This window comes from Streptomyces sp. NPDC006326, assembly GCF_040612915.1.
Lineage (GTDB): Bacteria > Actinomycetota > Actinomycetes > Streptomycetales > Streptomycetaceae > Streptomyces.
On sequence record NZ_JBEXRC010000045.1, the window covers coordinates 1 to 19109 of the forward strand.

Sequence of the window (19109 nt, forward strand, 5' to 3'; positions counted from 1 at the left end):
GAGGGCCTCGGCCTGATGGGCATGAGCGCCCACTACGGAGCCACCGACGAGGCCGGCCGGTCCGCGCCCCCTCCCGGTGGGCAGCCTGCTCGTTACGGGGCGCCGAAGGTCAGGGTCAGCTGCGGCGTCCCCTCGTTCGCCTGGGCCTCGGAGGACCACAGCCACAGGGCGTCCGTGCCGGTGCTGGTCAGGGCCAGGCCGTAGGCGGTGCCCAGGGCGCCCGCGACGGTGGCCGTGTTCAGTGCCGCGGTGTGCACCGCGGAGCCGTCGGGGACGCCCGCGAAGCCGCCGAGCGCGGGGGCGCCCACCGCCGGGCGGTTGGTGTACGTCGTCCCGCCCTCGGTCCAGGCGCCGGTGACCGGGACCACGGAGACCGTGTCCGCCGTACCGGCTCCGCTCATGGTGCTGGTCTTCACGCTGAGCACGGCCGATTTCAGGACCGTGCCGGCGGGCGCGGCGGGCAGGTCGAAGCGCAGGTAGGAGGCGTAGAAGGAGCTGCCCCGGACGGCGAGCGAGCTCGACGTGCCGTAGTTGGCCTCGGGGGCGCCGGCGTTGGCGTAGGTGTCCTCGGCCGCCGTCACGCGGACGACGGAGTCGGCCGGGGCGGACGCCAGGGCGTAGTGGTTCTGCACCTGCGCCGCGCTCAGGACGCTCGGGTAGACGGCGGTCTCGTCCAGCCGGCCCGCCCAGTACTCACTGGTGGGGCGGTCGGGCCAGCCGCCGAGGCTGTCGCCGCCGGCGTGCCAGTATCCGGAGAAGTTCTCGTGCGTGGTGACGCCCAGGGTGCCCTTCTGGGCGCCGTCCACGTAGAGGACCATGCCGCCGGGCCCCTGGGTGGCGACGACGTGGTGCCACTTGTCGTCGTTGTAGCTGCCGCTGGTGGTGATCGTGCGGGTGGCGCCGGTGTAGACCCCGTAGACGAGCCGCCCGTCATTCGTCATGTAGATGTGCTTGTCGTACTGATTGCTGCCGCGGGTCTGGTTGCTGCCGAAGCCGAACAGCTTGCCGCCGCGGGTCGTGTTCGTCCTGAACCAGGTCTCCAGGGTGTAGCTGCTGCCCACCGTCTGCCGCTTGTCCCCGTAGACCTGCGTGTCGCTGCCGTTGAAGCCGATCGCCGTGCTCGCTCCCGACACCGCGCCGGGGCTCTGGCGCAGGGCCGGGGCGTTCAGGTGCACGCCGTTCTGGTTGCCGCCGTTCGAGGAGTCGGCGGCGAAGGGCAGCGCCGGCTCGTCGTAGCGCCAGAACAGCTGCGCGCCGTCCGTGCGCACCTGGTTCGGGTAGGCGTCGACCGAGGCCGGCACCGTCACGCTCGCGGTCCCCGACAGGGCGCTGGTGTTCCCGGCCGCGTCGCTCGCCGTCACCCGGTAGGTGTAGGTCTGGCCCGCCGTGACGGTGGTGTCGGTCCAGGAGGCCTGCGGGCGGCGGAAGAACAGGGAGTCCGCCGTGACGGTGGCGATCGGGGCGGCCGCGCCGCCCCGGTAGATGCGGTACGTCAGCGCACTGTCGTCCAGGTCGAGGCTGGTACGCCAGCGCACCTGTACCTCGCCGGGCTTGAAGCTGACGGCGCTCGCCACCGGGACGGTGGGAGCGCCCGTGTCGCCGGTGGAGGAGAACCGGGTCAGGCTCTGCTGCGCCGCGCCGTTGACGGTGGTGAACTCGCCGCCGACCCAGAGGTACGGGACCCCGCCGCGGGAGCCCACCGTCATCACCCGCGGGCCGATGCCCTCGCCGATGCCGTCGTTGGTGTCGGGGGCCCAGCCCAGTTTTCCGGTGCCGCCGGTGGGCTGGGCGAGCAGGTGGTGGCGCTGTCCGTCGGGGAACTCGCCGACGCTGGAGCAGTCGTGCGCGTGCGAGGCGCTGTAGAGGACGTTCTGGTACGGGAGGACCGCCTGGGTGGCGCCGAGGCAGGTGTCGCGCCAGCGCTGGTTGAAGCCGGCGAGGTCGAGCGCGATCCGGCCGTCGAAGACGCCGCCGCCCGTGCCCTCGTTGGCGGTGTAGAAGCCGGTCGCGTCGGCAGCGATGTCCTTGACGACGGAGTTGGTCTCGATGAAGCCCGGATAGGCCTTGGTGAGTGCGCCGCTGGTGGCGTCGACGACGGCCAGCGCATGCGTGTCCGTCCCGTTGACGGTGAAGAAGTCGCCGCCCAGGACGACACGGCTGCCGTCCGGGGTGACCTCGACGGCACGGCCCGGCTCGTCCGCGTCGGCCCTGAAGGGCCGCAGGGAGCCGTCGTCCGCGTCCACGGCGGCGAAGCGCTCGCGCGGTTGGCCGGCCACCGTCAGGAAGTCGCCGCCCGCGTAGACGGTGTCACCGGTGACGGCGAGGGCCCGGACGGTGGCCGCGAAGGCGGGGCGGAACGAGGGCTTGACGGTGCAGGTGGCGACGTCCACGGCGGCGAGGCTGGAGACGGGGGTGCCGTTGACGGCGCCGAAGTAGCCGCCCGCGTAGAGCGTCTTCTTGTCCGGCGAGAGGGCCAGGGCGCGTACGGTGGCGGTTCCCGCGCCGACGGTGAAGGACAGCGTGCAGGAGGTCGGGGCGCCGGTCGCCGCGTCGAGCGCCGCGAAGTTCACCGCCGGCCGCTCGGTGCCTGCGGCCCCCTCGGGGGGACGTACGGCGGAGAAGGTACCGCCGGCGAACACGGTCCCGCCCGCCTCGGCGAGGGCCCAGACGACGCCGTCCGGCTGCCAGGTGGGCAGTGGGTCCGCGGTGAAGGCCACGGGCGGGGTGACGGCCGCCGCCTGCGGGGCCAGGCCGAGGCCGACGCCCGCTCCGGTTCCGGCGAGGGACAGGGCGAGGGCGGCCGCCAGGCCTCTGGTTCTGCGCATGAACCCCCCAGTTCGGTGTCGCTGTGCGGTGTGGCCGGCGACGGGCGTACCGCCGTCCCCGAGCGTGCGTACGGCCGCACCCTAGGCCGAATCACCGCCCGTTTCACCGCACTTGGCACATCGGGTGCAGGATTGCCGCGGGACCGCCGCCGGGCCCGGCGGGCGGGTCCCGGGCCGCCACCGCCCGGATGATCCTGGCGAAAGCGCCCGCGCGGGGGGCCGCGCCGCTCTACCGTGCCCTGAGGGGGACGGCACTCGAAGGGGTGGGGCGGATGGACGAAGAAGAGGACGTGCGGCTGGCGAGGATCACCCCGGAGATCTCCCGCCGCACGCTCACGATGCTGCGCGGGCTCGCCGGGCTGGAGCCACCGGAGCAGGTGCCCGAGAACGCGATGGTCGTCGCGGACGAGATCCTGGCCGAGCACGGCACCGACGGACTGCGGGTGCTCGTCATGACCCTGGCCTCCTGGGCGACGGCGCAGATCGAGAACGTCGCCGAGCTCAGCCGGCGCAGCCACGAGGCGGTGCTCGACGCGATGGAGCTGGCCTGCCTGGAGGCCAATGCCGAGGAGTAGCGGGCGGCCGGCGGGCCGGGCCGGCCACGGCCCGCCGGGCGTCCTGGCGGGCCGGTCGGCGCGGGCGCGCCACCGGTCCGCCGGACCACGGCTGCGATCACGCGGGCTTCGGCGACACTGGGGGTAGCGGGGGGCCCTGATCGGAGGCCGTCGTGAGCACACCTTCCCCCATCCGCATCGCCGCCGTCCTCTCCGCCGAGCACCGCGGACGGCTGATGTCCCAGGCCCGCGAGGTCAACTTCGCCGAGAACGCACGGATCTTCGAAGAGGGAGGCCCGGCGGAGTCCTTCTGGATCGTGCGCTCCGGCACGGTGACCCTCCAGGTCCCCGTACCGGGCCGCCGCCGGCCCGCCCCCGTCGAGAACCTCGGCCCGGGTGAGCTGGTGGGCTGGTCGTGGCTGTTCCCGCCGTACGTGTGGCAGCTGAGCGCCGAGGCGATGACCCCGGTGCGCGCCTACGAGTTCGACGCGGGCAGCGTGCGGATGCTCATGGACGCCGATCCCGCCTTCGGCTCGGCCATCGGCCACTGGGTCGGGCGCGTCCTCGCCCTGCGGCTCCAGCAAACTCGCACGCGGCTGCTCGACCTCTACCTCCCGCGCGCCGCATCGGCCCTGTAGAACCGGGGTTCCCCAAAGGTTTCAGCGCGTGTGTTCGGCCGTTTCGGCGGGGCGCTGCGGTACTGGTCAGCGGCCCGGCACCGCTGCTGTCTGCACGCATGCGCTTACGATCGGTGACGAGAAATAGGGGTGCGAACGAGCGTTCGCGACCGTGGTGGGCAAGACTCCTGTCCGCTATCCGACACAACCCAACCAAGGAGTTCGAAATGCGGTCCATCGCAAAGGGTCTCGGCCTCGGTTCCGCCGCCATGGCGCTCACCGCGTTCACGGCACTGGCCTGGCCCGGAGCTGCCGACGCCGCGCCGTCCGGTACGGAGAGCCTGTACGCGCCCTCCGCCCTCGTCCTCGGCGTCGCCCACGGGGAGGACGCCTCGACCGGCACCGTACTGCGCGCGGTGACGCTGGTGTGTGCGCCGAAGCCGGGCGGAACCCACCCGTCGCCGAAGGCCGCGTGCGCCGAACTGCGGGCGAACGCCTCCGAGCTGGACGCGCTCGCCGCTCCGCAGGGGAACGTGGACTGTACGAAGGAATGGAACCCGGTGACGGTGACGGCCGACGGGGTCTGGCAGGGCCACCGGCTCAACTACGCGTACACGTACGGCAACCCGTGCGGCATGCGGCACGCGAGCAGCGTGCTGTTCAACTTCTGACGGCCTGCCACCGGACCGCCGGGCGGCGCCGTGCGACCGCCGCCCGGCCACCGGATCCCTCAGCCGGCCCCTCAGCCCAGTTCCAGGCTGGTCACCCCGTACAGCCCGGCCAGATCGAGGTCCGGGGCGGGACCCGTGTACATGCGGGCGGCCTCGAAGACGGGGACCAGCCCGAGCCCGGCCATCAGGGCCGTGGCTCCCGGATTGGCGTCGGGCACGTCCACCGCGACCACCCCGTCGGGCGCGTGCCGTGCGAGCCGGTGCAGCAGGGCGGCGGCGATGCCCGGCGTCGCCGCGTACAGCGGTCCGATCCTGGCGGCGCCGCTGCACGGCCGGATCACCCCGAAGCCCTCGATCCGGCCGTCGCGGACGGCGGCGACGCCGGTCCGGCCCGGCAGACCGGTCCAGGCGGACAGGAAGGCGTCCCGGGCTTCCGGGAAGAACCGGCGGTCGTAGGCGGCGAGCAGTTCGAAGGGCAGCCGGGCGGCGTCCACCAGCTCGGCCCCGCCCAGGAGCGCCGCCTCCTCGGCGCCACCCGCAGCCGCCCCGGGCGCCCCTTCGTGACGGACGTTGTTCCAGGCCCGGCGGAAGCCGGAGGTGCGGTAGTTGGCCTGCTGGTCGACGACCCCGTCCAGGCCGACCAGCCGCCCCTCCAGCCGGTCCATCCCGGCCCGCCACAGCCGGATCCCGTAGCCCCGGCCGCGCAGGGCGGGCCGGACGATGTAGAACCCGATGAACCCGAAGCCGGTCCCGTAGCGCACGGCCGAGAGGGAGCCCACCGGTTCCCCGTCGATCCGGCCGACGAGGAAGCCCGCCGGATCGGCCACCGCGAAGGCGAACCGGTCGGAGTCCCCCGGGTTCCAGCCCTCCTCCTCGGCCCAGACGCGGAACAGTTCCATGTCGGCGGCGCTCGCGCCGGTGATCTCGAATCCCGTCATGTCCCGTGTTGTACCAGAGGGGCCCGGGGGTCGTGCCAGGGCGCCGGGGCGTGCAGCTGCCGGGCCTCCGCCGCGTGCGGGCTTCGGCCCGGCGCTCGTTGCCCGGGATCCCCTTCCGGGACGTCAGCCCGCGCAGATCACGTCGTCCAGCACGATCGGGTGGGAGTCGAGGCGTACGTACGCGGTGAACGTGTCGGTGAGGTCATCTTGCCAGTGGGTGGTGACGGTGGCCCAGCCAATGCCGGCCGCCTGGGCCACGGTGACGGGTCCGATCTCGATGTGCTCCGGCTCGTTCTGGGCGCACAGCAGGACGTCGGCGTACGGGATGTGCGCCTGCTTCTCCTTGAGCTGCTGCGAGACCCGCTGGTCGCGGTCGCGCGGGGAGGGGCCGTGCGCCCCGTAGAAGGAGCTGAGGAAGGTACTGATCTCGGCCGCGCCGTGCCACTGGCGGTGGTGGCCGGCGACCGGGGCGGGGTCGGCGTGGGCGGGTGCGGAGGCGGGGCCGGGGGCGAGCAGCGCCAAGGGGGCCAGGAGCAGGGCACCCAGACCGTACGGGGTGATTTTCATGCGGGATGTGTAACCACCGGGGGCGGGGACGGGCAGGGGTGGACCGCGTATCTCACTCCGGTGGAGGGCGGGATTCACCGCAGAAACGACCCTTCGACGTGATCGGTGGAACGGTTCTGCCCGTGTGGCTCTCTAGCCTGGTGCGCACCGACCGGCGGCGCCCTGGACCGTACGTCCAGCCGAGACTGCAGGGGGAATCACCCGGCCATGGGTTTGACGAGTGGAATGTTCCTGGTGTGCGTGGTGCTCTGCACGGCCCTGGCGTTCGCGTCCACGGTATGGCTGTGGCCGCGGCTGGCGCGGCGCGGCTGGGGGGCGGTGCTGGGGCGGGTCGGACTGCTCGCCCTCGTCCAGGTCCTGTTCTTCTCTTCGGTGGCGCTCACGGCCAACCGCAGCTTCCTCCTCTACGACTCCTGGGCCGACCTGGCCGGTACGAAGCGCCAGGAGGTGGCGGCGCCGGGCGGGGCGGCCGTGCGGGTCCTCGGACGGCAGACCCCCGACGTGCCCGGTGGCGGCAGTCCGCGCACCGCAGGGGTCGTCGAGAAGATCACCGTGCACGGCGAGCGTTCCCGGGCCGCGGCCGACGCGTACGTCTACCTGCCGCCGGAGTACTTCCACAAGGGCAACGAGCAGCGCAGGTTCCCCGCGGCCGTCGTCCTGACCGGGTACCCCGGCATGGCCGAGAACCTGTTGAAGAAGCTGCGGTACCCGAGGTCGGCGTGGACCCTGGCCCGGGAGAAGAAGATGCAGCCGATGATCCTCGTGATGATGCGGCCCGCCATCTCCGGGGCGAACACGCAGTGCATCGACGTGCCCGGGGGTCCGCAGAGCGAGGCCTTCTTCGGGGCGGACGTCACCAAGGCGATAGCCGGCACCTACCGCGTCGGCGGCTCGCCCCGCGGTTGGGGCATCATCGGCGATTCGACCGGCGGCTACTGCGCGCTGAAGATGGCCCTGCAGCACCCGGAGACGTACGCGGCCGGCGTGGGCCTGTCGGCGGACTACAAGCCGGAGACCGACGGGCAGTCCGGCGACCTCTTCCAGGGGAACAAGGACGAGGAGAAGCGCTCCGACCTGCTGTGGCACCTGGACAACCGGCCGCAGGGCCCGACCTCGTTCCTGGTCACGACCTCGCTCCAGGGCGAGCCGAACTACAAGGCGACCCAGCAGTTCATCAAGAAGGTCAAGGACCCCGCGCACGTCTCCTCGATCACGCTCGACCACGGCGGGCACAACTTCAACACCTGGAACAGGGAGATCCCCCCTGCGCTGGAGTGGCTCGGCGGTCGCCTCGGCGCCGAACAGGGCGTGGCACGGTGACGGTCGCGATAATGCGGTCGCGCGCGGGGAGCGGCCGTACGTAGGGTCGGTCCATGGGGAAGCCGCTTGTCGCCGTGTTCAGTGGGGCCGGGATGTCCACCGATTCCGGCATTCCGGACTACCGGGGGCCGCAGGGTCTGTGGCGGCGCGCCCCGGATGCCGAGAAGCTCGTGACGTACGCGTACTACATGGCCGATCCGGAGATCCGGCGCCGGTCCTGGCAGATGCGCATCGAGGTCGGAGCCCTCGATGCGCAGCCGAATGCGGCGCACCGGGCCGTGGCCGAGCTGGAGCGCGGGGGCACGCCCGTGCGGGTGATCACACAGAACGTGGACGGGCTGCACCAGCTCGCCGGGATGCCCGCGCGCAAGGTGTTCGAGCTGCACGGATCCGCCCGTTCGGTGGTCTGTACGGCCTGTCACGCCCGCTCGGGGATGGACGAGGCGCTGGCCCGGGTCACCGCCGGGGAGCCGGACCCCGCCTGTCTGGCCTGCGGCGGGATCCTCAAGTCGGCGACGGTGATGTTCGGTGAGCGGCTCGACCCGGAAGTGCTGGCCCAGGCCGTGGCCGTCGCCGAGAACGCGCACGTCTTCATTGCCGTCGGGACGACGCTGCAGGTGCAGCCGGCGGCCTCGCTGGCCGGGATGGCCGCCGAGGCCGGGGCCCGGCTGATCATCGTGAACGCGGAGGAGACGCCGTACGACCCGCTCGCCGACGAGCTGATCCGCGAGCCCATCGGCACCGCCCTCCCGGCCCTCCTGGCCCGCATCGCCGGCCAGTAGGCCGGGAGCCGGAATCCGGGAAGCCCGGAGCCGGGGAGGGCCGGAAGGCCTGGTGTCAGGCGGCGTCCGCCGCGCGGCGGAGTTCCGCGACGTCCAGCTTCTTCATCGGCATCATGGCCCGGAAGACGCGGGCCGCCCGCTCCGGGTCGGGGTCGCTGATCAGCTCGATGGCTCCCGGCGGGATGACCTGCCAGCTCAGGCCGAACTTGTCCTTGACCCAGCCGCAGGCGGATTCCTCGCCGCCGTCCTTGGTCAGTGCGTCGTAGTAGTAGTCGGCCTCGGTCTCGTCCTCGCAGTGGATCTGGAAGGAGACCGCCTCGCTGAAGGTGAACTGGGGGCCGCCGTTGAGGCCGACGAACTTCTGGCCGTTGATCTCGAACTCGACGACCATCACCGAGCCGGCCCGGCCCGGTGCGTCCTCGGGATAGCGGGCGGTCCGGCCGGGCTTGCCGTCCTTGAAGACCGACAGGTAGTACTCGGCGGCGGCCTCCGCGTTGCCGTCGAACCACAGGCACGTGGTGAAACCGTTGCTGCTCATGACTGCCTCCGGGCGTGTGCTGGGCGGGCGGGACGGCGGGTCACCGTTCTCGCACCCATACAGACCGGCCCCGGGCCCGAAATTCATCGGTGGGCCCGGGGCCGGTCCGCATGTCCGCCCGAATGCACTCCTACGGCCTACACCGCAGGCCCGGCACCCATCTCCAGCATCCGGTCGACGACCCGCTCACTGGCGTGGCCGTCGTCGAGGTCGCAGAACTCGGCGCGGAAGGCCGCCCGGGCCTCCTTGTACTCCGCCCCGACGGCATCCGCGTTGCGGACGGCCTCGATCAGGCTCTCCGAGTCCGCCAGCAGCGGTCCGGGGGCCTTCTCCGCCAGGTCGAAGTTGAAGCCGCGCAGCGTGGTCCGGTAGTGCTCCAGGTCGTAGGTGAAGAGCAGGATCGGCCGGTCGGTCAGCGCGAAGTCGAAGATCGCGGACGAGTAGTCCGAGATCAGGACGTCGGCGACGAGCAGCAGGTCCGCGGCGTCGGGCCAACGGGACACGTCGATCACGAATCCGTCGCGGACGGAGTCGCGGACCTGCTCGGTGACGTGGTGGTGGCCGCGGACGAGCAGGACGTGGTCCTTGCCCAGTTCGCGCCGTGCGGCGTCGAGGTCGATCTGCAGGTCGAGCTTGTAGCCGCCCGTCCACGCCTCGCGGTTCTCCCGCCAGGTCGGCATGTAGAGGACGACCTTCTTGCCCTCGGGCAGGCCGAGGCGCCGCCTGACCTCGGCGATCCGCTCGGCGTCGGGCCGTACGAGCGCGTCCGTGCGCGGGCTGCCGGCCTCGATGACCTCGCCCTGGTAGCCGAGGGCGCGCTTGAGCAGGGGCGTGGCGTAGGAGCTCGGGGAGGCGAGCAGCGACCACTGGGCGCTGTCGTGCTCCAGCGCCTCCAGGACCTCGGGGCTGGTGTAGTAGTCGTGGATGAAGTCGTGGCCGATCTCCTTGATCGGCGTGCCGTGCCAGGTCTGGACGACGACCTGGCCGGCCCTGCGCTGGAAGCGCAGCGGCACGCTGTCGTTCACGACGTAGTAGCGGGCGCGGGCGAGGGCGTCCCAGGCCTCCACGCTGTCGTGCTGCACGGCGCGGGCGGTCGGGGGCACCTCGGCGCGGCCGTCGCGGACCAGCCAGACGTGGTCCAGCTTCTCGCCGCGGCGCACCAGCTCCTCGTGGATGGCCCGGGGCGAGTCGCCCGCGCCGTTCCCCTGGAAGGTGTCGTAGACGACCATGTCCTTGACCGGCAGGGTGCGCTGCTTCGGGTAGGTCTCGAAGCGGGTGCGGCGCTGGGTGTAGCGGGAGCGGTCGTGCGGGCTGAGCATCGGGTCGGCGACCAGCACCATCCGGTCGTAGAAGCGCGCCTCGACGCGCATCCGGCGGCCCTCCGTGGTGAAGGCGTGCGGTCCCGTGTGCAGTGCGGTGGGCGCGAACTGGACGGGGGCGCCGCGGTCGACCCCGAGCAGGCCCGCGGTGGTGCCGCCCTGGGCGACCGGCCGCAGCGTGGGCCACCAGCGGCCCTTGGGCAGCGTGGTGCGGCCGGCGTAGGCCTCGGGGAGCACGGGCTCGAAGGAGGCCTCGAAGCGGTCGCCGTCGCGGGTGACGGGGTAGCTGAACTCCATGCCGTGCGCGTCGTGCAGGACCAGCTCGTACGGCTCGTCGGTGGGGGCGACGAACCGGCCGGTCAGGGTCACCCGTCCGTCCTGCGTGTCGACCGTGTCGACCAGCGGCGGCGACGGCTGCACCGAGAGGGTCAGGTGTCCGGTGTTGCCGCGCTTGGCGAACAGGGCGCGGCCGGCGGTCTCGCCGGGCAGCGGCACCACCAGGCCGGCGAAGCCGCCGCGCTCGTCGTGCGCCAGCCGGTGGTCCGTGCCGTCGGCAGCGGTGACGGACAGGCTCCACGGCTCGGGCGCCCATCCGCCGGGCTCGCACTCGGCGTCGGGTACGGCGGCCAGGTCGGCCAGCGCAACCCGCGCGGTGAAGGGCGTCCGGCCGGCGACGGGCGCGCCGGTCTCCAGCGGGAAGGTCAAGGTGGTGCCGGTGGAGACGTGCTCCGCGCGCAGGCTCGCGCCGGCGGCGATCCCGGCGGCCAGCTCGCCGACGAGCTCGATGGCGTCGTCCCCGGCCGGGCGGACGTCGAGGGCGCGGGCGCGGACGACCTCGACCTGGAGGGTGAAGGCGCCACTGGCGTTCGGGACGATGCGGACGTCGGGGGCGACCCAGTGGGCGGGCGGGTTCTGGCCCGAGTCGGACTCGCCGCCCTTGAGGCGGGCGCGGTGCAGGCCGCCCGCGCCGGTGACGGCGACGGAGGTGGTCCAGGTGCCGTCGTTCCACTTGCCGCCCGACTGGAAGACGGCGGGGTCGACGACCGCGGTGAAACCGGCCCAGTCGGCGTGGCGGACGGCGAGGTGCGGGGCGTTCACGGTGGCCATCGGGGAGGCGACCGTACGCGTGCTCACCACGGTGCGGCGGCGCTTGCCGCCCTCGCGGAAGACGAGCATCTTGCGGGAGCCCAGGCGGCTCTCCGCGCCGAGGTGGCCGGGCAGGGCGTAGCCGCGCAGCAGCAGCTTGCCGTCGCTCCACACGGCCTGCTCCAGGCGGCTGACGACGCGGCGCTCGCGCGGGCCGAGGGTGAGGATCTTGGCGGGGACCGGCGGGCGGCCGTGCAGGAAGGGGTAGTCGGCCTGCGGGCGGGCCAGTCCCTTGACGGGGACGCTGTAGGCGTAGTCGCGCTGGTGGTGCTGGAGGGCGATGAAGTCCTCGACGCGGCCTTCGCGGGCCAGGAAGGCCTTGAGGCGGTCGGCGACGGTCAGGTCGCTCCAGGGGCCGGTGCCGATCTCCCGGATGAGCCCGCCGACCTCCTTGACGAACGCGGCGCGGAAGTCGGCGCCGCCCTCCCCGACGTACTTGTATATGAGCGGGAGCTCCTCGCTCAGCACGTTGTAGTCGTAGTCGCGCAGGTACTTGACGTACTTGGCGCCCTCCTTGGCCTTGAGGGCCTCGCGGACCAGCCGGACCGAGGTCACGCGGTCGATGAGGGAGACCGGGTCGGTGGAGCGCTGGGTGATGGAGCGCTCACCGGTCTCGCGGACGCGCCAGTGGTAGACGCAGTCGCTGAGGATGTCGACGCTGGAGGCGAAGTAGTGCGCGGGGATGCTGACGGGGGCGTCTTCGTAGAGGATGCCCTCCGGGTACTGGAAGCCGTGCTCGTCCCAGAAGCTGCGCCGGTAGACCTTGTTCCACGCGGTGCGGTCGGTGACCAGCGCCGGGAACTTGGAGATGTGGGTCTTCAGCTGGGTCCGGGCGAAGGCGGCCCGGTGTCCCCAGGACTGCTGCATGCCGACGGAGCGGAAGCGCTTGACGTTGCCGCCGGCGAAGTCCGAGCCGGTCTCGTCGAGGGCGGCGATCAGACGCTCGTAGGCGTACGGCGGCATGGTGTCGTCGCTGTCGACGAACGCCAGGTACTCAGTGCCCTCGGAGGCGTGCCGGGCTCCGACGTTACGGGCGGCGCCGAGGCCGGCGTTCTCCTGCATGACGACCCGGAAACGCTTGTCCCGCGCCGCGAAGGCTTTGGCGATGACGGCGCTGGTGTCCGTGGAGCCGTCGTCGACGAGGATGCACTCGAAGTCGGCGAACGTCTGGGCGGCTATGGACTCCAGGCACTCGTCGAGATAGAGCTCGACGTTGTAGACGGGGACGACGATGCTCAGGCGCGGGGGCATGGGTGGCGGGTTCTCCAGCGTTTTAAGCTATTTCGATGATCAGTTGATGACAGCATCCTACTCGGTAACGGGCTGATAAAGTCGCCCCATCCTGGACATAAGCCCCCGCCGGACCGGGGCGGACGGCAAAGAATTCAGCCGCCCGCCACCTCGGCGCCGGGAACCGCTCGAATGCCGGCTCAGACTTCGAGTGCGGCTTCGATCTTCCTGAGCTGGTGCCGGGCCATCGCCAGGTTCGCCCGGCCGCGGTCGAGCGCGAGGTAGAGGAAGAAGCCCTTGCTCTCGCGCCCCTTCAGGAGCCGGATCAGGTGGTACTGGCCGCCGAGGGTGATCAGGATGTCCTCGATCTCGTCCTTCAGGCCCAGCATCTCCATCGTGCGCACCTTGGCGCGCACCACGTCGGTGTTGCCCGCGGCCGCCACCGCGAGATCGAGGTCCTTGCCGCCGCCGACGGTGCCCAGGGCCATTCCGCTTCCGTAGTCCACGAGGGCCGCGCCGATCGCGCCTTCGATGGTGGTGGCTTCCTTGAGCGCGAGTTCCACGTTGTCCATGGGGGTTCCTCTCTCTTGTGTCTTGTGTCTCTCTTGGGGAGTCCCGGTGCCGGTACGCACCGGGATACGGGGGCGGGGCCTCAGGCCGTCGGAGCGGTGGGGCCCCGGCGCCCGAGGGTGTGGTCGATGAGTTCCGCTATGCGCAGGCTGGAGCGGCGGGCCTCCAGGTGGAGGCGGCCGACGTTGACGCGCGGCTCCGCTATGAGGGTGAGGACGGCCGCGTCCCCGGCGGCGTACGTGGCGACGTAGCCGTGTTCGCCGCGGACCAGCAGCTCGCGGAATCCGCCCTGGCCCGTGCTGTCGCTGAGCCGCTGGGCCACTCCGAGGGCGGCCGCGGTGAGGGCGGCGACGGCCTCGGCCTCGGTTGCCGCGCTGTCCTGGGCCAGCACCAGGCCGTCGGCGCTGCCGGCGAGGGCGCCGGTGAGCTGGGGAACCCGGGCCCGCAGCCGGCGGAGCTCGGCCAGTATCTCGGCTTCGGCCCCGGGCACCATCGCCGTGCTCATGTCGGCCTTTCTCCTTTCGGGCTGCCTCCGCTCGGAGCGGTCGGCGCGCTCGGAGCGCAGAGCCGGTCGCAGCGGGAGCCTCACAGGCTTGCCTCCAGTGCGTCACGTAACCGGCGGAGCAGCGCCACGTCCGGGGATTGGGTCTGGGTCATCCAGTCGGGCAGGGGTGGTGCGGGAGCCGGCCTCGGGGCCGGCGCGTGCGGGGTCTCGACGAGTCCGGCCGCCGCGAGGCGCCGTACGTCGAGCAGCGTGTGGAACGCCGGTCGGCCCAGCACCCACGCCAGGTCCGCGGGGGTCCGTACGCCGTCGGCCCGGGCCAGCAGGAGCCGCTGGCGGGCGGTGACGGTCTGCCCCGGGGCGGCGGCTCGGGGCACCACGGGCGCGGTGTCCAGCAGCGGGTAGGGCCAGACGGCGTCGAGGAGCTCGCGCCGGCGCCGGGTCTCGCGTTCGACGGCGGCGGCCGGGACGGAGCGGACCGAGCCGATCCAGTGGGTGGCGCCGCGGCGGAAGCGCGAGGGGCCGCTGCCCGGGGACAGCGCGAAGAAAGCGGCGTCGAAGATGGCGGCGAGGTGGCAGATCTCCAGCTCCCCTCCGGCGAGGCCCCCGCTGTCCACGAGGAAGCGGGCGACCTGGCGCCTGGCGCCGGCCCGGTCGACCGCCTCGCGCCAGCGCTCGGGGGCCAGGCCGCCGCCCGCGGTGAGCAGGACGTCGAGCCCGGGCGTGGCAGGGCTCTCGGCGTGCACGACGCGGCCGTCCTCCAGGAAGAGGGTGCCGCGGTCGCGGAGCAGGGCGCCGGTGGCCCGTTCGGCGGCGAGCCGGGTGAGCAGCGGGGAGACGGCAACAGCGGCCGGACCGCCGGGGTGGGCCGTGGTCATCTGAGCACCAGCCCCTCGGCCAGGACGCGGAGTCTGTGCCGGGCGAGGGCGAGGTTGCCGTCGGTGCGGTCGAGCCACAGGTGGAGGAAGACGCTGCTGTCGAAGCTCGTCTCGACGAAGCGCAGCACGTGGTAGCCGCTGCGGGTGGTGAGGATGAGGTCCTCGACCGGCTGTCCGGGGGGCTCGTCCGCGGTGTCGGCGGCCGGCGGGGCGAAGGACTCGTACTCGGCGGCCGCCCGGGCCAGCTCCGCGGTTTCGGCGGCGGTCGTCTCGTGGTCCCCGACGGGCGAGTCCCCGGCGGTGCCGAGAGCCAGCCCGCTGCTCCAGTCGACCAGCGCGGCACCCCGCGCCCCGGGCAGGGCCATGGCTTCGAGCAGACATTCGTCGATCCCGGGCACGCGGGCTCCCCTCCCGGTCAGACGTGCGAGGTGCACGGTCGTTCGGCGCGACAGGAGGAACTTACTCAACTTCCACACTACGGAAGGGCCTTCTGGCATTTTCCGCGGGAACATGCACGGAACCGCGCGGCACCTTGGCCGGAACCCTTCGGCTTTTGATCAAGAATGGTGAGCCCACGGTCCCCGTCCTCGGCCGCCGCCCCCCATCCTTTCCCGGCCGCGGATCTTCCTCTCCGCGGCCGGGGAGGGACATCCATGGACAGCACCGGCAGAACGCCGGCGACCGGGCGGCAGTGCCCCGAATGCGGGGCCGCAATGACCGTGTCCGAGCGGTACGTCGCCTGGTGCGCGGCATGCGACTGGAACGTGGACCCGGGCGCCCCCGATCCCGCCCCGGGCCGGATCGCGGCCGTGCAACAGCGGCTCTGCCAGGCGTACGGGCAGCAGCTGGCGGCCGAGATGGAGAACGGCGGGGGCGAGAGCGGCTCCGCCCGGCGGGACGTGTCCTCGGTGCTGGCCTTCGCGCTGGCCCTGCTGGTGCACGCGGTGACCCTGGCGCTCGTCGTGACGGGGCTGCTGCTGGTCGTGCTGGGCTGGAGCACCGGGGTGCAGCCGGCGGTGGGCGCGGTCCTGCTGCTGGTGGCGGTGGTGCTGCGGCCGCGGGTGGGGAGGCTGCCCAAGGACGCACCGGTGCTGCACCGGGCCGACGCACCGCGGCTGTTCGGGCTGATCGACGAAGTGGCCGGCGTCGTCGGCACGGCCGGGGTTCAGGCGGTGGTGGTGGCGCCGGCGGCCAATGCCGCCGTCACCACGTACGGCCTGCGGCAGCGGCGGGTGATGTACCTGGGGCTGGGCCTGTGGGAGATCCTCTCGCCGCAGGAGCGGGTCGCCCTGCTGGGGCACGAGCTGGGGCACTTCGCCCACGGGGACGTCCGGCGCGGGTTCGTGACGGCCGGGGCGCTGCGGGCGCTGGACACCTGGTTCCACGCGCTCGCGCCGGTCCGGCCGCACCGCCTGCTGGACCGCTTCGTCAACGCCACGACCTTCGTTCCCCGGTGGGCGGTGTTCGGGCTGCTCGTGCTGCTGGACCACCTGACGCTGCGGGAGTCGCAGCGGGGCGAGTACCTGGCCGACGTGAGCGCCGCGCGGGCCGGATCGACCGGAGCGGCCGTCGGCCTGATGGACCGGCTGCTGGTCAGCAGCTCGGTCGGCCCGGAGCTGCGGCGCGAGTCGGTGGCGGCCCAGATGAGCGGCGGCCGGGCCGGGCGCGAGGCCCGCGACCGCGCGGAGCACGGGCTGTGGGAGCGGCTCGCCGCGCACATGGCGGCCGTACCGGACCACGAGTACGAGCGGCTGCGCCGGGTGGCGCAGCGGCGCGGGCACAGCGTGGACACCACGCATCCGCCGACCCATCTGCGCCGCCACTGCGCGGCCACGGGCGGACCGCACCCGGCGCAGGTCGTCTACGACGAGGACCTTGCGGCGGGGGTGGCCGCCGAACTGGCCCCCGCGCGCGCAGCGCTGGCCCGCCGGGTCATCCGGGACTTCGCCGGCTGACTCCCCTGCGCGGCTGCGCCACGGCCCCGCCTCAGGTGCAGGTCACGAATGCCGGGAGCGGGGTGTCCTCGATCAGGTGGCGGGGCAGGGACAGGCCGAAGCGGTGTTCGAGGACGGCGAGGGTCCGGCGGTCGCGGTCGGCGTCGTCCGGCTCCGCCTCCGCCTCCGCCTCCGCCTTCGCCTCCGGGTAGCTGCCGTCCGGGGCGAGGATCCCGGCGGCGACCAGCTCCGGGAGCAGGAAGTCGGGCCGGTGGCCGCCGCGCCAGCCCTCCTCGCCGAGGCCGAAGCAGCACACCAGCTCGCCGTCGCGGGCGTACGCGAACTGCTTGGGCGGATGGTCGGGCTGCGGGTCGAGGTGGACGGCCTCGGCGCCGCAGCGGGAGACCTCCGCGAGGCGCTCCGCGCCGGCCGGCACGCCGTGTTCGACGGCGAAGGACCAGCCGCCCCAGCTGCCGACCCGGGCCACGCCGTCCCCGTCCGTCGTCTCGTTGACCATGGTCCAGGCGTCGCCCGCGCCGAGCGGGCCCGGACGGATGCCCGGGACCGCCCCGAGCCGGACGGCGAGTTCCTCGGGACCGATGCCGCGGGCGAAGGTCAGGCCGACGTACCAGCCGTCCCAGTCCGCCAGCCAGCGGATACCGCCGCCGCTCCCGGGCCCCGTACCGCTCCCGGTGTCCGCATGCTCCACGGCCCCTCCCGCGTATCGTGCCGGTTGTGTGCCACCGGCACGATAGTCATGGCGCGGGGCGATCCGGGAGGAGGCGCTCGACCATCGTCTCGATCAGCCCCTCCACCGGGTAGGGCTCCAGCAGGGCCGGGGCGGTCAGATCGTCCACGATCAGGCCCAGCATCGCGAGGTACAGCAGCACCACGCCCCGCCGGTCGCCGGGCAGTCCCGCCTCCAGGTGCCAGGAGACGTTCGCCTCCAGCTCCTCGCCCTGGAAGCCGGAGAGCTCGGCCTGGAGTTCGGGGCGGCGGGTGGCCTCCAGCCGCAGTTCCAGCATCGCGATGTGCACGCTGCGCTCGCGCCGCATCCGCGCGACGAGCTGTCCCAGCAGCACCTTCGTGTCCAGCGGTCCCGCCAGATCGGCCGGGTCGGGGGTCAGCCGCTCCCGGGTGCGGTGCAGGATCTGCACCAGCAGCTGCGCCCGGTTGGCGAAGTAGTTCGACGCGGTCCCCGTCGGTACGCCCGCCTCCGCGTCCACCGCCCGCAGGGTCAGACCCCGCGAGCCCTCGCGGGCCAGCACTTCGATGGCGGCGTCGAGCAGTGCGGCGCGGCGCTGGGGGTTCTGGCGCATGCGGTTCCCTGGGGTGGGTGGGGCGGGTGGTTCTTCTCGTCCTGCCGGAGCACTGCATGTGCAGTGCTCAGCCCCACGCTAGCCGAACCGGCGGGTCCCGCTCCGTCCCGGCCCTCCCCACCGCCCCCTCACTCGTGTCACCCTGCCCGTCATGGAGCGGATCATCGAGGAGCTGGGCGAGGACCTGTCCCGCCGGATCGCCGTCACGGCGGACCGGCTGGCCGACCGGACGCTGGCCGAGGACCCCGCGTACGCCGCCCTGCTCGGCCGGGCCGAGCTGCGCGAGCGGATCCACCACAACCTCCGGCAGTCCGTCGACGGCCTGCTGCGCAGCTACCGGGGCCTGCCGGTCGAGCTCGCCGACGCCCGGGCCACCGGCACGCTGCGCGCCGAACAGGGCCTCCCGCTGGACTCCCTGCTCCGCACCTACCGGCGCGGGGGGCGGCTGCTGTGGCAGACCCTGACCGAGGCCGTCGCGGTGCACGACCCCGAGGCGCTGCCCCGGCTGCTGCCCGCCGCTGCCGCGCTGTGGGACGTACTGGACCAGATGACGGACGCGGTGGCCGAGGCCTACCGGCGTACGGAGGCCGCGCGCGGCGAGCGTGACCGGGAACGCCGCGCCGCCCTCCTGGACGTCCTGCTGGACGGTGCCACGGGGGCGGACGGCCCCGCGGCCTCGGAGGCCGCGGCCCAGCTGGGGCTGGCGGAGCGCGGCCGGTACGCGGTGGTCGTCCTGGGCCCCGGCGGCGGCACCGGTGGCCGTAGGGGACACGATCCGGCCGCGCCCGGCCCGCGGGTGCTGTGGCGGATCCGGGCCGAGGGGGAGACGGGCCTGGTGGAGCTCGGCCACCATCCGCTGGACTCCGTACGGGACGTGCTCGCCCCGCTCGGGGCCCGGGCCGGGGTGAGCCCGGTGGTCGAGTCCCCCGGCGAACTGGCCCGGGCGCGCTGGCTGGCCGCGCTGGCACTGCGCACGGCCCCCGTCTCCGGCAGTCCGCGCACGGCCCTGCTCGACGAGGGCCTGCCCGCGGCGCTGGTCGCCTCCCAGGCCGAACTGGCGGGCCGGCTGCGGACGGTGGTGCTGGGACCGGTGCTGGCGCTGCCCGCGGCGGACGGCCGGGTACTGCTGGACACCCTGGGCACCTGGCTGGGCTGCGGGGGCTCGACGACGGACGCCGCCCGGCGGCTGTACTGCCACCGCAACACCGTTTCCAACCGGCTGCGCCGCCTGGAGCAGCTCACCGGCCGCTCGCTGTCCGATCCGGCGCAGGTGGTGGAGCTGGCGCTGGCGCACGCGGCGGTGGTCCAGCAGGCCGCGGACCGGCCCCCGGCGGGCCCGGCCGGGGCGGTCGCGGCGGGTCCGGGACGCCGGTCACCACGACGCCCGGCGTGAAGAGCG

General features: G+C 73.3%; 18 protein-coding genes. 7 read left to right on the forward strand and 11 right to left on the reverse strand.

All coding sequences use genetic code 11. The features are described from left to right. Positions 1–92: 92 nt before the first annotated feature. Positions 93–2825, reverse strand: a complete 2733-nt coding sequence (locus ABZ128_RS28210) for a DNRLRE domain-containing protein (RefSeq protein ID WP_356851799.1) — start codon at positions 2823–2825, stop codon at positions 93–95. Positions 2826–3097: 272 nt separating this feature from the next. On the opposite strand from ABZ128_RS28210, the gene ABZ128_RS28215 reads away from it, so the two are divergent. The 3 genes from ABZ128_RS28215 (at position 3098) to ABZ128_RS28225 (ending at position 4667) form a co-directional block, all read left to right on the forward strand. Next, positions 3098–3400: a hypothetical protein gene (locus ABZ128_RS28215; RefSeq protein ID WP_356851800.1), complete on the forward strand. Its 303-nt coding sequence runs from the start codon at positions 3098–3100 to the stop codon at positions 3398–3400. A gap of 152 nt (positions 3401–3552) precedes the next feature. After that, positions 3553–4017, forward strand: a complete 465-nt coding sequence (locus tag ABZ128_RS28220) for a cyclic nucleotide-binding domain-containing protein (protein WP_356851802.1) — start codon at positions 3553–3555, stop codon at positions 4015–4017. Positions 4018–4223: 206 nt separating this feature from the next. Beyond that, complete coding sequence (locus ABZ128_RS28225; RefSeq protein ID WP_356851803.1) at positions 4224–4667, forward strand: subtilase-type protease inhibitor; 444 nt, start codon at positions 4224–4226, stop codon at positions 4665–4667. Between the two features lie 71 nt (positions 4668–4738). Here ABZ128_RS28225 and ABZ128_RS28230 read toward each other — a convergent pair whose 3' ends face one another. Continuing rightward, entirely contained in the window at positions 4739–5605 is an 867-nt protein-coding gene (locus tag ABZ128_RS28230) for a GNAT family N-acetyltransferase (RefSeq protein ID WP_356851805.1), read from the reverse strand. A 123-nt stretch (positions 5606–5728) separates the two neighbouring features. Further along, positions 5729–6172, reverse strand: a complete 444-nt coding sequence (locus ABZ128_RS28235) for a hypothetical protein (RefSeq protein ID WP_356851807.1) — start codon at positions 6170–6172, stop codon at positions 5729–5731. Between the two features lie 207 nt (positions 6173–6379). Here ABZ128_RS28235 and ABZ128_RS28240 point away from each other — a divergent pair, with 207 nt between their 5' ends. Together ABZ128_RS28240 and ABZ128_RS28245 are read left to right on the forward strand one after the other, a co-directional pair. After that, the gene (locus tag ABZ128_RS28240) at positions 6380–7492 is read left to right on the forward strand and encodes an alpha/beta hydrolase-fold protein (protein ID WP_356851809.1); all 1113 of its coding nucleotides are present in this window, start codon (positions 6380–6382) and stop codon (positions 7490–7492) included. Positions 7493–7545: 53 nt separating this feature from the next. Beyond that, positions 7546–8274: a Sir2 family NAD-dependent protein deacetylase gene (locus ABZ128_RS28245; protein WP_356851810.1), complete on the forward strand. Its 729-nt coding sequence runs from the start codon at positions 7546–7548 to the stop codon at positions 8272–8274. 55 nt (positions 8275–8329) lie between these two features. Here the strand turns inward: ABZ128_RS28245 and ABZ128_RS28250 are convergent, their stop codons facing one another. The 6 genes from ABZ128_RS28250 to ABZ128_RS28275 form a co-directional block, all read right to left on the reverse strand. After that, positions 8330–8812 carry a VOC family protein gene (locus ABZ128_RS28250; RefSeq protein WP_356851811.1) on the reverse strand — a complete coding sequence of 161 codons (483 nt, stop codon included), beginning with the start codon at positions 8810–8812 and terminating at the stop codon, positions 8330–8332. A 137-nt stretch (positions 8813–8949) separates the two neighbouring features. Continuing rightward, the gene (locus tag ABZ128_RS28255) at positions 8950–12528 is read right to left on the reverse strand and encodes a bifunctional glycosyltransferase family 2 protein/CDP-glycerol:glycerophosphate glycerophosphotransferase (protein WP_356851813.1); all 3579 of its coding nucleotides are present in this window, start codon (positions 12526–12528) and stop codon (positions 8950–8952) included. 179 nt (positions 12529–12707) lie between these two features. Next, complete coding sequence (locus ABZ128_RS28260) at positions 12708–13079, reverse strand: hypothetical protein (RefSeq protein WP_356851815.1); 372 nt, start codon at positions 13077–13079, stop codon at positions 12708–12710. An 80-nt stretch (positions 13080–13159) separates the two neighbouring features. Continuing rightward, positions 13160–13570 (reverse strand): roadblock/LC7 domain-containing protein, encoded by a 411-nt coding sequence (locus tag ABZ128_RS28265; protein WP_356851875.1) that lies wholly within the window; start codon positions 13568–13570, stop codon positions 13160–13162. 92 nt (positions 13571–13662) lie between these two features. Next, entirely contained in the window at positions 13663–14457 is a 795-nt protein-coding gene (locus tag ABZ128_RS28270; RefSeq protein ID WP_356851816.1) for a transcriptional regulator, read from the reverse strand. Beyond that, complete coding sequence (locus ABZ128_RS28275) at positions 14454–14855, reverse strand: hypothetical protein (RefSeq protein ID WP_356851818.1); 402 nt, start codon at positions 14853–14855, stop codon at positions 14454–14456. Before ABZ128_RS28275 ends, ABZ128_RS28270 begins: the two co-directional genes overlap by 4 nt. A 315-nt stretch (positions 14856–15170) precedes the next feature. Here ABZ128_RS28275 and ABZ128_RS28280 point away from each other — a divergent pair, with 315 nt between their 5' ends. After that, positions 15171–16412, forward strand: a complete 1242-nt coding sequence (locus ABZ128_RS28280; RefSeq protein ID WP_356851820.1) for a M48 family metallopeptidase — start codon at positions 15171–15173, stop codon at positions 16410–16412. A gap of 31 nt (positions 16413–16443) precedes the next feature. Here ABZ128_RS28280 and ABZ128_RS28285 read toward each other — a convergent pair whose 3' ends face one another. Both ABZ128_RS28285 and ABZ128_RS28290 read right to left on the reverse strand, forming a co-directional pair. Next, positions 16444–17100, reverse strand: coding sequence for a DUF6461 domain-containing protein (locus tag ABZ128_RS28285; protein ID WP_356851821.1), 657 nt, complete (start codon positions 17098–17100; stop codon positions 16444–16446). A gap of 46 nt (positions 17101–17146) precedes the next feature. After that, positions 17147–17710 carry a TetR family transcriptional regulator gene (locus tag ABZ128_RS28290; protein WP_356851822.1) on the reverse strand — a complete coding sequence of 188 codons (564 nt, stop codon included), beginning with the start codon at positions 17708–17710 and terminating at the stop codon, positions 17147–17149. A gap of 151 nt (positions 17711–17861) precedes the next feature. Here ABZ128_RS28290 and ABZ128_RS28295 point away from each other — a divergent pair, with 151 nt between their 5' ends. After that, positions 17862–19103, forward strand: coding sequence for a helix-turn-helix domain-containing protein (locus ABZ128_RS28295; RefSeq protein ID WP_356851823.1), 1242 nt, complete (start codon positions 17862–17864; stop codon positions 19101–19103). The last annotated feature ends 6 nt before the right edge of the window (positions 19104–19109 follow it).